The organism is Bacteroides sp. AF39-16AC (genome assembly GCF_003602735.1).
In the GTDB taxonomy this organism is placed as follows: Bacteria; Bacteroidota; Bacteroidia; order Bacteroidales; family Bacteroidaceae; genus Bacteroides; species Bacteroides uniformis.
The window spans coordinates 576-15,804 of the sequence record NZ_QTLN01000008.1; the positions used below are offsets into that span (position 1 = coordinate 576).

Consider the following 15,229-nt stretch of genomic DNA (forward strand, 5'->3'; position numbering starts at 1 on the left):
CCCCCCCCCCCCCCCCCCCACACACACACACACACTTCAGAAGGTGTTCTGTGAGGGGATGGACTGTGACGGTTTGATGGCTTGAAGCGGATGTTTTTGGGTTTTGAAATGTTGTTACAAAATGAAATTCGGGGATGTAATTTTCAAAACATTGCTATTCATAGTTTTCTTTCTCTTTTGTATCTACGTTTAATAGAAGAATATCAGATGATGATTTTGCAAGCCTTGCAAAACTTGCTGTTATTTGTTATATTATAGTACCTTTGCTACATTAAAATAAGTAAAGGATTCTACTTCATTGTACAATTTTTAAGATTGTACAATGACTATATGTAGCAGTTCTTTAATTAATTGTATAGGTAGAAATGGGTATGATACAGTTGATAATAGGTGCATGGACACTCCTCATGATATTTGTTTTGTGTTTTGAAGATTGTCGGGCGTATCTGAAGAATATAGTAGAATCTTTAATATACGAATGGAACTCGCTATATAAAGATACAAAAGATGAAAAGGGAATCTGCTTGGCATGTTTCTTGATGTTGTTTATTACTTTAATTCTTTTATTTTGTTGTCTGTTGTTTTTCCCATTGTTGCCTCTTCTTTCTGTATGCTTTGTTTTTAGGAATTTTAGAAACAATGATACGGATGATACATGGTTAAGAGAGCAACAAGAAAGGGAGGAAAACTATCGGCAGAAATGGAATAAGTTCAAGAGGTTTCATTATCCTGGGAAAGTTTCTTTTGAATTTGATGCGGACACTTACATTTATGTAGAAAATCGTTATGACGATAGTTTGAACCAATGTATCCGGGAGAATTTGGATGAAATAAAAGCCATTTTTCGTCAAAACGGTTTTCGTTTTATTTATTTGCCTCAGTGGAAACCTGATACTTCTTTGAATAGTTTGGCTAATTTGACAGAAGAGAGGAATAGGGACATTGAGAATTTTCTGGGTTCAATGACCACAGTGGAATATACAAAATTGCTTTGTAAAGTACTGCATCTTGATTGGGCAGAGATGGAAAGTGGTATCTTTCATTTTGCTTGTTTCATGTATGACTCCACACCCGGCATGTGGAACATAGTGCGAGAGAGCCGTTTCACACTTTATCCAATGCAGGGAATGACAGAGGATGGTTGGGAGACTTTCTTCTTGGACTATTGCGCTTTCATAAAAGAGGATCGGCAAAGGTCTCATGGAGGTCTTTGTATGTCTGTGGTGTCGAATTTGCAGGGAGGAGAACTTTATGAGAGTATAGGAGAACCACAACAAGAATTTGCAGACCATGAATTTCCCATTGTTATGAAAAATATTGCAGAAAACATTAAGAAAGAGATTGAAATTCTGAAAGGTGCAGGCTATTATGAGTTATTGTTGCACACATTAGAAACTGAGACTTTAGATGAGTTGAAGAATGTAAAGGTGATTCCAGAGCTGAGCAGACTTCAGATTACGGATGAATTCAAGATTCGCTTACTTGATTATGATAAGGAGGTGCGGATGACCCCTTTGCAAAAGACACTGTACATATTTTATCTGCGCCATCCGGAGGGAGTAGAGTTTAAAATGCTGTCGGCCTACTATGATGAACTGTTGGCTATTTATAAAGTGCTCTCCAATAGAGAGGATGCTGAAAAACAGAAAGAGTCCATCCGTCGCTTGGTAAATGTAACGGATAATGCGATAAATGAGAAATGTTCACGGATTAAGGAAGCTTTCTTGAAAGTAGCGGATGATTTCATTGCCAGGAATTACTATATCGTATTGGATAGACATGAATATAGAGGAGAAGGGAATAAGAAGAACTCTATATATGTGGAACTTCTGAAGAAAATTATGCTTTCACGCGATTTGATTATTTATCCGAAGGAAATTTCTGATATTGAAGTCTTGGTACCGGAGGAGAGAAAGAAAGTTATAAAAGAGGAATTGGAAGAAATGCGGGAGCAGTATTGCGCATTAAATGGACTGTTCTTCGATAAATCCTATCCTAAAGGTGCGTTGATAGAAAAATATACAGCGTTTATCAATCTCAATCCAAAATATTATGCCGCTTATCGTGACCGTGCCATTCTTTATACACATATCGGTAAATACCGTGAGGCGGTTGCTGATAATCAGTTGTTGATAACGCATAATGAAAGAGTATGGTCGGATGCTATTATCAATAAGGCGGAAGCACTGTTTTTCCTGAAAGATTATGATGAGGCTTTGAAAATTGCCAATCATTATTTTGCAATATGTGAAAAGCCGACAGCAGAATGTTATCGTATCAGAGCGGAGATATTCAGAAAGCTGAAAATGAGTGATGAATATAAAGCGGATATGAGGGAGTCTAAGCGTTTGCGAAAAGAAGAGAAAAATAGAATATGGTAAGTTTGAATGCTGTGTAAGAATGTTTGTATTGGGCGTTGCTGTATAAGTGGTTGGAGTAGTATATTAATAGTTATCAATAAATAGATTGGACGGTGGCTATGATGGTTGTCTCAAGAAAATATTTGTAGGAGCTAAAAACTTACTCTAATTTTCTTTTTCGTGAAAGAAAATGTTTAAGTTTGCGGATGAAGCACATGGTGATGTCCTTCAATGTTTTTTAGAGATAAAATTGTAAGAAGCGTTGTGCTTGTTCTTGTGACTGAAAACCTAGGAAATTTTCAAGAAAACATAAGAATGGCATAGTATGTTTCCTACGCTGATTCAGCGTGGGACTGCTGTCCATCTATTTATGTTTTCAGGTTTTCCTAGGACCTTCAGTTACAGATAGTGGGTACGTAGTTCCACGTTTTTGTTTGTATAAATGTTTTCTTAGGGGCTGGGAAGATGTAAAATCTAATCGTATGAAAGTTAAAAAACTGGTGTTTGATGGTCAAGAACTTGCAATGTTATTTCAAGTATTTGCGAAAAAATGCTTATTGGGTATTGTGAAAGGGATATGTATAGTACTTTATTTTTTTATTTAAATCAGTCTTATAAACAATAGATATATTATTTAAATGGTATAATTTAAAAGGTGGGTGATTATGGCAGACTATATGAAGAATATTGTAATGGGGCTTCTAAAGAGAGTTTTTAAGATTGATATCAAAGGCATTCAGTTACAAAACAAAGTGTTGTCAGATAAAACGAAACAATTGTTGGAGGAAAATGCAACGTTGGAAAACAAAGATAACATTCTAATAAAAGAGAATACTGTATTACAAAATGAAAAAAAACGTTTGTTGGATGAGTTGAATAGTAATATAAATGAATCTCAACAGTTACAAGAAAGTGTTAGTTCATTAAAACAGGAATTGACATTAACAAAAGAAAAAGTTAAATCTTTGGAGTTACAGAGCCAAAACCACATAATAGAAATTGGGAAAAAAGATAATACTATTAAAGAACTGCAAGCAAATATTCAAGCGTTAGAATCTGTAGATGAAGATAATGAAAGAATATCTGATGAACAGATGCAAGACCAAATAGACAGCTTGAAGATGCAATATCAAAATCTCAAAGAGCAATATGACAGTATAAATAAAAAGTATAAGGATTGTAAGGCTGAAATTTGTACTAAAGATGCAATAATTGACATTTTGAATAAAGAGAAAGTCGAATTGCAAAATAAGATTTCTGGATTGAACAAGTCAGTGTCTACGATAGAAAAAGACAATAAGGTAAAAACAGGTAGCGAAGAACAGAAAATAATAGTAGGTGAAGGTTCTATGATAACAATAGGACCAATAGGAAATACAGATTTAGGTTATGTTGATAAAACTAAACGTACCATAGATACTGTTATTGATACTGACACTGGTTTAGAAATAAGTGCAAGAGATTTTTTTGCTCAACCGGAGAACGCGATTTTTAAAGTTAGAACTGAATTGCAAAAATCAATATATTTGAGAAAACCTAAATTAGTATGCAAATATTGTCGTCAGGCAGTTAAAATATCAGGTCGGAAGATAGAACGTGGTAAAGCTAGTTTCTTTTCACATTTTAAAGATAGTGATGAATGTGATTATAAAACAACGACAGGAAGAACAAGAAGGGATATTAATAGAGAAAAATATGCCCGATGTAATGAAGGGGAGCGTCACAAAAGATTAAAAACCAAAATTGCTGAACTCTTGGAAATGACTCCTGGTGTTTCGGACGTAAAAGTAGAAAAAAACATTATAGGAAATCACCCTATACTAAATTGGAAACGTCCTGATATTTTAGCTAGTTTTAGGGGACAAGAAATTGTATTTGAATTGCAATTAAGCACAACCTTTGTCAGTGTAATTGCAGAAAGGGATTTGTTCTATCGGCTAAATAAGAAATTCATTATCTGGGTTTTTAATTTTGATGAACAAGATGAACACGTCAATCTGGATAATATGATGGCAAAAGATATTTATTATAATAATAAAATGAATGTTTTCATTTTTGATAGAGAAGCTCAAAAGGAAAGTGAGGAAAGAGGTGAACTCATTTTAAAGTGCAATTGGTTAAAGGCAGATGGGAGTTGGGAGTACCTGAATGAGAATTCTTCAAATGGTTTGGGTGGAACATTTGTCTGTCTCTCTGATTTACAATATGATAGCACATATAAACCGTATTATTTTGATGCAGAACAGAGATATATTGAAGCGCATCCTGAATTTCAATCGAAAATTTCAGATATTGAGAAAGAGAATAAAAGAGTCCTTGAAGAACTGGATGAATTATGGCGACAAAAACAAGAAGATTTGAAAACAGAAGATAAGTTGGAACGCTTATCAGAAGCATTTGAGTTGGATGCCATAATGAAAAGTACTCAAAGATATGTAATTGGAAAGAAAGATGGAAAATGTGGATTGATTACATTCGATGGCGAAATAAGAATAGCTTTTGAATATGAATTAATTACTCCTCACACAGGATGGTATGAAGGAACGAAAGATGGGTTACATGATTTGTTCGACAATAACTATACTCTTCTTAATGTTGGAATAAGGCGAATAGAAAAATTCAATCCTATAGGTAACAAATATGTAAAGGAGACAGATGGTGCATTACTTTGGGGAATTATGAAAAAGGGGGTTCCTTTAACGCCAGCTTGTTATTCCCAACTGGAGATATGGTCTTCAGACAAAATTATAGCTATGCGTAATGGATTATATTGCATTGTGGATTTTCAAGGGAATGAGATTTTAAGTAATTATGATTATATCAGTGAGTTAAACGCTGATAATATAGCAAATGTCAAATGTGATGGTTGTAATGGTTTTATAGATAGTAATTGTAAGAGCTTGAAGGAGAAGAGTAGAAGATTGGATAATGGAATGGAGAAATTTCTTCAAATGGATAAATGGGGGATTGAACGTGAAGATGGCTCGATAGTTGTTCCCGGTAAGTATGATGAAATAGGTTCCTATAAAGATAGACTTGTCGGGGTTAGTGGTGTCTCTTTTTCTATTATAGATGAAAAGATAGATGCAGATTGCCCCGTAAAAGTTGAATATATATCCAGAAATGACAGAAAGATGTTAATCTTCAAACTTGGTAAACGGGAAGCTCTTATGAATCTTCGTCAACAAAATAAAGCTCGAAATTTGGGATTGCAGCCTCAAAATATGAAAGAATTATATTTTTCATTTGTTAATGTCGAAAGGTCATTGCTATACCTAAGTGCTGTTCCTGTGAGAGGAGAAAAGCAACAAATAAAAATTGAAGATAAAGATATACCATTCGGAACAATTTATACAGGAAGATTCCTTTATAAGAAGAAGGATGGTGTTATCATACGTGCGTTAAATGGGATAAAGATATTTCTGCATAGTTCGAATTTGGGTAAATATACGGTAGAAGAACTTGAAAAGAGTAAATCTATAACACTTAAAAAAATAGGTTATGACCAATTCTATAAGAAACATATTTGGGAAATAATATCAATCCTTTCGTGAGAAGTAAAGACTTAATTTTTAGATATTTAATCATATTAATAAAATAGGAGATATAAAAATGGAAAAACAAAATTTAATTATGGATGATGAAATGGTAATGCACGAAACTATTGCTAATCAAGTTTCTATTAGTGAGCAAGAAGATGCATACGCAGCACTTGAAGCAAAGTATAATAATGTAGAAGAAGGGGTTGAACAAGATTTGTTAAGAGCGCAATTTGATAGGGTAGATGAAGATTTTGAAGGGCAAGATATGCTTGCTGTTCAATTAGATGGAGTAGAAGATATGGTAGGAATTGTTCCTGGATTTGTGGAAGAACTTGAAGATAATGTAATAGAGGAGAATTATATTGAGGAGGATGATTCTGATGGTTGGGGAAGTATTGATGATAATCCTTATTACAATGATAATTTGGATATGGATCAACAATCTCCGGAGTTCTGGGATAATCTTTAAATGTATGTATTAAATATGGATATTGGTGATGTTATAGTTTAACGTGAATTCGAGGTAGAGCAAATCTTTTGGAATCATTACTTTTGTTACAAGATTCTGAATTGGATTGGAATGCATTAGAGGTGATAGGAATTTGCAGAAATTACAAATTTATATAAATATATTATGAATATTTGGTTGACTATAGGCATCGCGTATGTTATTCTTACGTTATCAGCAATAGTATGGATTATTGTAGGACATGTCAAGCATAAGAATGCTAAACGTGTTGATGACGATGATGATGATGATTTATTTGGCAAAACTCCAGCTTTATGGGTAAGAATCTTAATCTCACCTCTATTGCCTCTATTGGTATTGACATTACCTCTTTTTGCAGTAGCATTGCCTTTTATTGCAATAAGCGCATTAAAAAAAAGGTATTATAGAAATCGACCAAAGCCCTTATCTTCGAGAGACAGAAGATTGTATCCGGTTTATGAAGTGCGAGATGTTACTTCAGATAGGGTTGTGACCTTGTCTCAATATAATGAAACTCATAAAACAGCTTTTACTTTGGATGATGTATATGGAAAAGGTTTTGAGGAGAAACGTTCTCAGAAGGATAAGGATGCGATGGAGATAGATAGGCAAGGATTGCTGATTGAAGATTCCTTGCCTAATGATATATATACTGAGATTGCAAAGAAACTTGCGTTTTGCAGATATAATCAGGATTTTTCTACACTAAGGCCTTTCCTATCAGAAAACGTAAAACTTATTATTTATAAGCACAAAGAACTAAGTGGTATTGCTGATTTTGAATCATATTGGATAGATAAGGAAAAGCGGCTAAAGCATGATTGTATCAATGTACGCACAAGTATCAAATTTTGCAATTATTATAGTCATGTAGCAGTGTACGACCAAATAGAGGGTTATAAACCGATGTATATTCTTTTTAGAGTTAAGGATGATATTGTAACCCATGTGGTGTGTGCGCCTAATCCATTACAAGATCCAATAGTTAGGTATTGGAGTTTTAAACGGTTACCGTTTGCGTATGACTATATTATGGATAATGTGCAGGAACAAATACCGGGTGAGCCCAAAAGACTTCCTTGCTTGAAGTGTGGCATTTCATCAGAGGGGCTTGTATGGTATAAAGTAAATATAGACCTTAGTCCACTATCTTATGCCGGTGTTGTGTCTGTATGCGAGAACTGTCGGAAAGTGGTTGAATTCTACCCCGATGTGTCGATTGACAACGGAGAAGTTCAAGGACAAAAGATTGATAAAGTAGAAAATAAGGTTAGACAGGAGGATGTGTTTATTTTGTCTCAGCTCATAACGAGAAACTTGTATTTTGATAATCCGTTAAAAGATACCAAGTATTTTGATAATCTTGATAAAAACTATGTAGTGGATTCAGGGAACAGGGCTTTTGCTGATTTTTCGGTATGTAAACCTTGCAGTCTTGCCGAATGTGCAGGAGATTTTAATGAGTTCATGCTTTCTCATCTCTTCAAAAAGAATATTCAATTTTATAATGACATAAAGGCTTGTTATGTGCAAGCATACAATGATGGAATCTATGAAGTAGCAAACAATATAGGCATTCTTTTGCTGAATTGCGAAAATAATATGGATGAAGGGGTGAGATGGTTACGTCTTGCGGCATCAAATGGTTCTAAGAATGCTATGCAAAATACCTTCAGTGTATTATGGGGCATTGGTGATTTTGAACATGCTATTGAATATCTATTGAAAGTTTGTGAAGAACCTTGCCCTTCTATTCGCTGCTTGTGGAATTTGGCCGTTTTATATATACTTGGAGAACGACAAAAAGGAAACACACTCATTAAAGATGTGGGCAAAGGAATCTCTCTCTTGAATCAGATTATAGAGTATGATGTGTTGGAGAGTGACGAGAAAGAAATCGAGGAGATGCGGATGAAGGCGAAGAGCCTTGTCCGCTTAATCAAAAATAGTAATGAGTATGGTTGGATAGGTTACGCATTTCATAGGTATTTGAAATCTCTGCATGAAGAAACAATGCCGCCTAATGGATATAATCATGACGTTTTATCCATTTTGGACGAACTGACTTTTAATGGAATACTGAAAATATATTTTGCACGGCATGTCAGTATAGGAGATAATTCTTGGTTTTATATTGATACCGGTCATTCAACAAAAGCATTAGAAAAGAGACTTTTAATTGAAAAAGTAGGTGCTACATGTTCAGAAATGAGTGCATGGCAAATATATTTGTTGACAACAGCATCAACGGTTTTGCCAGCTTTTTGGCATGGCAATTATGAGAACAGGCAATATGTCTTCTCAAAATCAGACATCTCTAACCTTTCAGGTTTTTGTCGGGAAAATATATTCTCAAAGGTCGATATTTCGAATATAGCCGATGATATTCTACCAGGGGTTGAACTAATAGGAAACATGGCTAAAGTCAGGTGCTGTTATTGGAATGATTGGAAAGGATTAGTTCGAGAAACAGTGAGCATAAACTTCAATGATAGGAAAAGGATTCGCATTAATAAAGAAGTTGAATCAGAAGTCTTGTACAAATATAATTGTGGTATACGCTTTTGATACATTGGAGGTATAAAAAAGATTGAAGCAATGAATACAGAAGATATTTTGTTAGGAGCTATTGCCGGAGACATAATCGGTTCTGTCTATGAATTCTCGCCCGTAAAAGAGTGGAATTTCCCGTTGTTTACTGAAGCATCGAAATTTACCGATGACACCGTGATGACAATTGCCAATGCAGATTGGCTATTGACGGGCGATAGTCTTTTAGGTATCATGCAGGATTATGGAAACCGTTATCCATTAGCCGGGTATGGTAGTAGTTTCATCCGTTGGCTATGGGCTGATGACCCACAGCCTTACAATAGTTGGGGAAACGGTTCGGCCATGCGTGTCAGCCCTGTGGGGTGGGCTTTTGATACATTGGAGGAAACGTTGGTTGCGGCAAAGCGGAGCGCGGAAGTAACGCACAATCACCCTGAAGGGATAAAAGGGGCGCAGGCTACGGCGGCTTGTGTCTTTTTGGCACGTACGAGCAAATCCAAACAGGAGATAAAGAAGTATGTAGAGGAAACGTTCGGTTATAATCTTGACCGTACCTGCAATGAGATAAGGGCTACTTATAGTTATGATATTTCTTGTCAGGGTACCGTACCGGAATCTATCATTGCTTTTTTGGAAAGTACGGACTATGAAAGTGCCATTCGGCTGACCATTTCTTTAAGAGGAGATGCGGATACGATGGGGGCTATTACGGGTGGCATTGCGGAAGCCTATTATGGTGGTGTGCCTACTGCCATAAGGGAAGAGGTACTTAAAAGACTGCCTGATGAGTTTGTGACGGTAATGAGAGAGTTCTCGATTACAAAATTAAAATGTAAATGATGTCATATTGTAAGGATGATGCAGGCAGATGGCAGGCTGTTTGCCGATGGAGAGACGCTGGAGGGGGTGATTGGAAGCTGCTGAGAATTATAGATTCTTCAAGAATCTCGAAGAATCAAGAAGATTTTAGCTGCACTTTCGTCTGCGAATCAGGCATCACTTTTCGATTAAGGGGCTTGCTTTAGCCTAAAAAGAAACTCGACCACTGAAAATCGGTAGCCGAGCGATTTGAAATATGTATTTCTTTACAAATCAATTGCAAAAAAAGAACGTTTTGCAGTGGGTGTTTGTTTCACTCACTGAACGAACATGATTGAGTCAGGGACTGAAAGGCATTCAGTCCCTGACTCAATGCCTTTCAGTCCCTGACTCATTGTGCCCCCTCTCAGAAGGTGCTCTGAATGGGGTGAGGGAGGTGGGGAATTGGCATGGGACGTGGATGGTAAAAAATGTGGATGTAATTTTTGACTTGCTTTCCCGAAAGCATGAACTGCCGGCGGCTGTTTTATAAAATCGGTCGGCAAAAAGCAACTAAAAATTGCTTTTGTTCCCGTTTATCCGTATTTTTGTTGGTAAAAAAGATAATTAAGACATTGGATATATGAATAAGCAACAGCTTGCAAATAAAATATGGGCCTCGGCCAATAAGATGCGTTCTAAAATAGATGCCAATGAATATAAGGATTACATTCTTGGACTTGTGTTCTATAAATTCCTGTCAGACTATGAAGTGGACTGTCTTCGTCGTATCGGATGGAATGATGATGACATGACGGCTCTTGTAGAGGATTATGAAGACCCGGAAGCAACAATGATGATTGCTTATTGTAAAAATAACATTGGCTATTTTATTGAATATAAATACTTGTTCGGTACTTGGCTGCTACCCAACTCTGATTTCAGTGTGGCAGACCTTAGTGCCGCGTTGAATAGCTTCGACCGACTAATCAGTCCAAACTACAAGCATGTATATGCCAACATCTTCAAGACGCTACAAGCCGGATTGAGTAAATTGGGGGAGAATCCTTCTTCTCAAACCCGTGCTTTGAAGGATTTGATTAAGCTCATTAAAGACATCCCTACCGATGGCAGTCAGGATTATGACGTGCTGGGCTATGTTTATGAGTATCTCATCAGTAATTTTGCAGCCAATGCCGGAAAGAAAGCTGGTGAATTCTATACTCCTCACGAGGTGGCGATACTGATGTCGGAGATTGTAGCAGAGCATCATAAGGATAAACAGCAAATTGAAATATATGACCCGACAAGTGGTTCCGGTTCTCTGCTGATTACCATTGGTAAATCCATTGGCCGCCATATCGCCGATAAAAACCAAGTGAAGTATTATGCTCAAGAGCTGAAGGAGAATACCTATAACCTTACCCGAATGAATCTCGTGATGCGTGGTATCAAGCCAGATAATATTGATACCCGTTGTGCTGATTCTCTGGATGAAGACTGGCCTTTGCAAACCATAGGTAGTGATATTGGCAAACCACTCTATGTGGATGCGGTTGTGTCAAATCCGCCTTATTCGCAGCATTGGGATGCCACGGATCGTGAACTCGATTCTCGTTTCAAGAATTATGGAGTTGCACCTAAGAGTAAAGCCGACTATGCTTTCTTGCTTCACGAACTGCATCATCTCAAACCCGATGGCATTCTCACCATCGTACTGCCTCATGGAGTACTTTTCCGTGGAGATGTGGACGCAGATAGCGAAGGAGAAGGGAAAATTCGCCGGAATCTTGTTGAGACCAATAATATAGATGCCATTATCGGGCTGCCGGCTAACATCTTTTTTGGAACAGGTATTCCTACGCTGATTATGGTCTTGAAGCAGCATCGGGATAGTGACGATGTGCTTATTGTCGATGCTTCCAAAGGATTTGTCAAGGAAGGCAAGAACAATAGACTCCGTGCCTGCGACATAAAGCGCATTGCCGATGCCATTCGTGAGCGTAAGCCTATTCCTGGTTTTTCTCGTCCGGTAAGCCGTGACGAAATCCGGCGGAATGGATATAACCTCAATATTCCCCGTTATGTGGATTCTTCGGAGGCTGCCGAACAATATGATATCTATGCCACTATGTTTGGTGGCATTCCCGAAAGCGAGATAAATCAATTGCAGACCTATTGGGATGCGTTGCCTTCACTTCGTGCAGACCTTTTCCAGCCCAAGGAGGACGGTAGTCCGTATGCCGCGGTGAAGAGTAAAGATGTGGCCGAGATTATTGAAGAGAATGCGGATGTGTGTAATTTGAAGCAAACCTTTGCGAATGCATTCTCCGATTTTAGCAATGTACTTCACAGCCGACTGATAACGAATGTCAGTACTGTAAATGAACAAAATGAGCAAGACGATATAGCCGACGATATATTTAATCGCCTGAAGCCGATTCCTCTGGTGGATAAATACGTCGCTTACCAAGCTCTTTCAGATAATTGGCAGGTGATAGCGGGCGATATAGAGACTATACAAAGTGAGGGAATTGATGCTGTGCGGGTGGTAGAGCAGGCTTATAAACTTGTGAAGAAAGGCGATGAAGAGATAGAAGTGCCCGATGGATTGAAGGGGCGTATATTGCCGTTTGAATTGATACAACATGAAAAGTTTCAAGCTGAACTTGATGCTATCAGTGAAAAGCAAGCGGAAGTAGAGGAAATTGCATCCTTGCTTGAAGAGCTGCGTGACGGCTTCACCGAAGAAGAAGGGCAAGCCTATCTGGATGAAGATGACAATACCAAGTTCAATAAGAATGCCATAAAGGCCGATGCCAAAGCTAAAGGCGATGAAGTGGAACCGGAAACCAAAGCTAAACTGAAAGAGATTGTAAGTTTATGGGATAAAATCACTAAACTCAATAAGAAAATCAAAGAGGATAAAGCTGTATTGGTACAACTTACTATTGATGCCATAGAACATCTAAGCAATGAAGATATAGAGTTCTTCCTGCACAAGAAGTGGATTGACCCGGTGTGTGGCGGCATTAATGGCACATTGTCATCTGTCTTTTCTGCTCTTGAAAAATCAGTCACGGCACTGGAAGCAAAGTATGCCTTGTCATATAATGAAATTGAAAATAATATTGTTGATGCTCAAAAAGAGCTATCGGGATTGATTGGGCAGCTTACGGGTGATGAGTTTGCGGTGAAGGGTTTGCAGGAATTACAGAATAGATTAAAGGATTGAGGAGATGGCAGAACCGAAAATAAGATTTAAGAATCATCATTCTGATTGGGAAAGAACCGTAGTTGATGATGTTTTTGAATTACGAAATGGATATACTCCATCAAAAAATGTAAATCAATATTGGGAAAATGGAGTAATTCCATGGTTTAGGATGGAAGATATACGCGCCAATGGAGGAATATTGTCCGATTCAATTCAACATATCACTCCTCAAGCTGTTAAAGGAGGCGGTTTATTTGTTCCATATTCCATTATTCTTGCGACAACTGCGACAATAGGTGTTCATGCAATGATAATTGCTGATTCGCTTGCGAATCAGCGATTTACGAATTTCTCAATTCGTAAATCGCTGATTGATAAATACGATTCGTATTTCATATACTATGCATTTTATAAGATTGATGAATGGTCTTTGAAAAACACTAATTCAGGAGGTCTGCTTTCTGTTGATATTAAAGGATTATTAAAACAACCATTCCTTACCCCATCTAAAACCGAGCAACAACAAATAGCCTCCTACTTTAAATCATTAGACGTTCTTATCCAATCAACCACGAAGAAAATAGCTTCGCTCAAACAATTGAAATCTGCTTCTCTTATTTCTATGTTTCCACAAGCAGGAGAAACGAAGCCTCGTGTCCGCTTCAAAGGGTTTGAGGGAGATTGGGAGAACATAAATCTATCTGAAGTCTTTATAGAAAGGCATGAAATAAGCACGATTACAGAAAGCTTACCTCAGCTCTCTTTTACTATTGCTGAAGGTGTTATTAAACCAGAAGACCGGAAATCCAATAAACGAGATTTCCTGATAAAGGATATAGATACAAAAAAATATTTGGTAACCTACCGAGATGATATTATTTATAATCCTGCTAATGTTATATATGGTGCAATTCATAAGAATAGCCTATGCAACGGCGTCGTTTCCCCTATCTATAAAATATTCTATACAGATCAAAATGCAGATTTCATGGAATGTATAGTAAGAAAACCTTCATTTATACAAGAAATGACAATCTTTATGGAAGGAACCGTAAAGAAGTTGAAGACCCTAAAGCCTGAGTCTTTCTTGAAAATGTCTGCCTATATATCACCATCTCTTGAAGAACAAAAAAAGATTGGTGACTTCTTCCACTCACTTAATATTCAAATCACCTTAGAGACTCAACGACTTGATAAACTTAAGCAAATAAAGTCAGCCTGCTTGGATAAAATGTTTGTATAACGAAACAATTCAATAAAATGGAAGAAAAGGAAAAGAGCAATATCATCATCTATCAGAGTGAGGACGGACAGACACACATAGAGGTGCGAATGGACGAAGATACCGTATGGTTAACCCAACAACAAATGAGCGACCTTTACCAGACGTCTCGAACAAATGTGGTAGAACATATTAAGCACATTTATGAAGATGGTGAACTTGTAGAAGAAGCAACCTGTCGGAAAATCCGACAAGTTCGGCAAGAAGGAACACGCATGGTTGAAAGAGAAATACCTCATTATAATCTTGATATGATAATATCTTTAGGGTATCGAATAAATTCAATTCAAGCCACTCATTTTCGTCAATGGGCAACGGCACGTCTTAAGGAATATATCATCAAGGGTTTCACTATGGATGATGAACGATTGAAACAAACGGGAGGAGGAGGTTATTGGAAAGAGCTGCTCGACCGCATACGCGACATTCGTTCATCAGAAAAAGTGATGTATCGGCAGGTGCTCGATATTTATGCTACGGCGATTGACTATGACCCACGTTCTGAAGTATCCATCGAATTCTTCAAAATAGTGCAAAACAAACTGCATTTTGCCGCTCATGGGCATACGGCCGCCGAAGTGATTTATGAACGGGCGGATGCAAACCGACACATGATGGGACTGACCTCTTTCAAGGGAGACCATCCTACATTGCGCGATGCCAAAATAGCGAAGAATTACTTAAGTGAAGAAGATTTGAAAGTTCTGAATAATTTAGTTTCCGGATATTTCGATTTTGCCGAAGTGCAAGCCATGAAGCATCGGACTATGTATATGAAAGACTATATTCAGCATCTTGACGCAATCCTTTCTTCTACGGGAGAACAACTCTTGAATGGTTGTGGAACCGTCAGTCATGGGCAGGCCATGGAAAAAGCGGAAAAGGAATATAGGAAGTTTGATGTCCGTACGCTCTCTCCCGTAGAGCAAGCCTATCTGGATAATATAAAGATATTGAACAAAAAAGTTAAAGGAAAGAAATAGTCTT

General features: G+C 37.4%; 8 protein-coding genes. All 8 read left to right on the top strand.

What is annotated here, in order from left to right; translation table 11 throughout:
- Window positions 1-371 precede the first annotated feature (371 nt).
- The 8 genes from DW039_RS08700 (at window position 372) to DW039_RS08740 (ending at window position 15,225) form a co-directional block, all read left to right on the top strand.
- Window positions 372-2,381 (top strand): tetratricopeptide repeat protein, encoded by a 2,010-nt coding sequence (locus DW039_RS08700; RefSeq protein WP_057089245.1) that lies wholly within the window; start codon window positions 372-374, stop codon window positions 2,379-2,381.
- Window positions 2,382-3,025: 644 nt separating this feature from the next.
- Complete coding sequence (locus tag DW039_RS08705; RefSeq protein ID WP_057089242.1) at window positions 3,026-5,914, top strand: DUF6035 family protein; 2,889 nt, start codon at window positions 3,026-3,028, stop codon at window positions 5,912-5,914.
- A gap of 58 nt (window positions 5,915-5,972) precedes the next feature.
- Window positions 5,973-6,371 carry a hypothetical protein gene (locus DW039_RS08710; RefSeq protein ID WP_120381868.1) on the top strand — a complete coding sequence of 133 codons (399 nt, stop codon included), beginning with the start codon at window positions 5,973-5,975 and terminating at the stop codon, window positions 6,369-6,371.
- 165 nt (window positions 6,372-6,536) lie between these two features.
- Window positions 6,537-8,960, top strand: a complete 2,424-nt coding sequence (locus DW039_RS08715; protein ID WP_057089238.1) for a sel1 repeat family protein — start codon at window positions 6,537-6,539, stop codon at window positions 8,958-8,960.
- 30 nt (window positions 8,961-8,990) lie between these two features.
- Complete coding sequence (locus DW039_RS08720; protein WP_117866977.1) at window positions 8,991-9,785, top strand: ADP-ribosylglycohydrolase family protein; 795 nt, start codon at window positions 8,991-8,993, stop codon at window positions 9,783-9,785.
- 601 nt (window positions 9,786-10,386) lie between these two features.
- Window positions 10,387-12,978, top strand: coding sequence for a type I restriction-modification system subunit M (locus DW039_RS08730; protein WP_117866976.1), 2,592 nt, complete (start codon window positions 10,387-10,389; stop codon window positions 12,976-12,978).
- A gap of 4 nt (window positions 12,979-12,982) precedes the next feature.
- The gene (locus tag DW039_RS08735) at window positions 12,983-14,203 is read left to right on the top strand and encodes a restriction endonuclease subunit S (RefSeq protein WP_120381870.1); all 1,221 of its coding nucleotides are present in this window, start codon (window positions 12,983-12,985) and stop codon (window positions 14,201-14,203) included.
- A 17-nt stretch (window positions 14,204-14,220) separates the two neighbouring features.
- Window positions 14,221-15,225, top strand: coding sequence for a virulence RhuM family protein (locus DW039_RS08740; RefSeq protein ID WP_117866974.1), 1,005 nt, complete (start codon window positions 14,221-14,223; stop codon window positions 15,223-15,225).
- The last annotated feature ends 4 nt before the right edge of the window (window positions 15,226-15,229 follow it).

Coding starts and splice junctions, on each gene's coding strand:
- DW039_RS08700 (WP_057089245.1), top strand. CDS start 372: ATGATACAGTTGATAATAGGTGCATGGACACTCCTCATGATATTTGTT.
- DW039_RS08705 (WP_057089242.1), top strand. CDS start 3,026: ATGGCAGACTATATGAAGAATATTGTAATGGGGCTTCTAAAGAGAGTT.
- DW039_RS08710 (WP_120381868.1), top strand. CDS start 5,973: ATGGAAAAACAAAATTTAATTATGGATGATGAAATGGTAATGCACGAA.
- DW039_RS08715 (WP_057089238.1), top strand. CDS start 6,537: ATGAATATTTGGTTGACTATAGGCATCGCGTATGTTATTCTTACGTTA.
- DW039_RS08720 (WP_117866977.1), top strand. CDS start 8,991: ATGAATACAGAAGATATTTTGTTAGGAGCTATTGCCGGAGACATAATC.
- DW039_RS08730 (WP_117866976.1), top strand. CDS start 10,387: ATGAATAAGCAACAGCTTGCAAATAAAATATGGGCCTCGGCCAATAAG.
- DW039_RS08735 (WP_120381870.1), top strand. CDS start 12,983: ATGGCAGAACCGAAAATAAGATTTAAGAATCATCATTCTGATTGGGAA.
- DW039_RS08740 (WP_117866974.1), top strand. CDS start 14,221: ATGGAAGAAAAGGAAAAGAGCAATATCATCATCTATCAGAGTGAGGAC.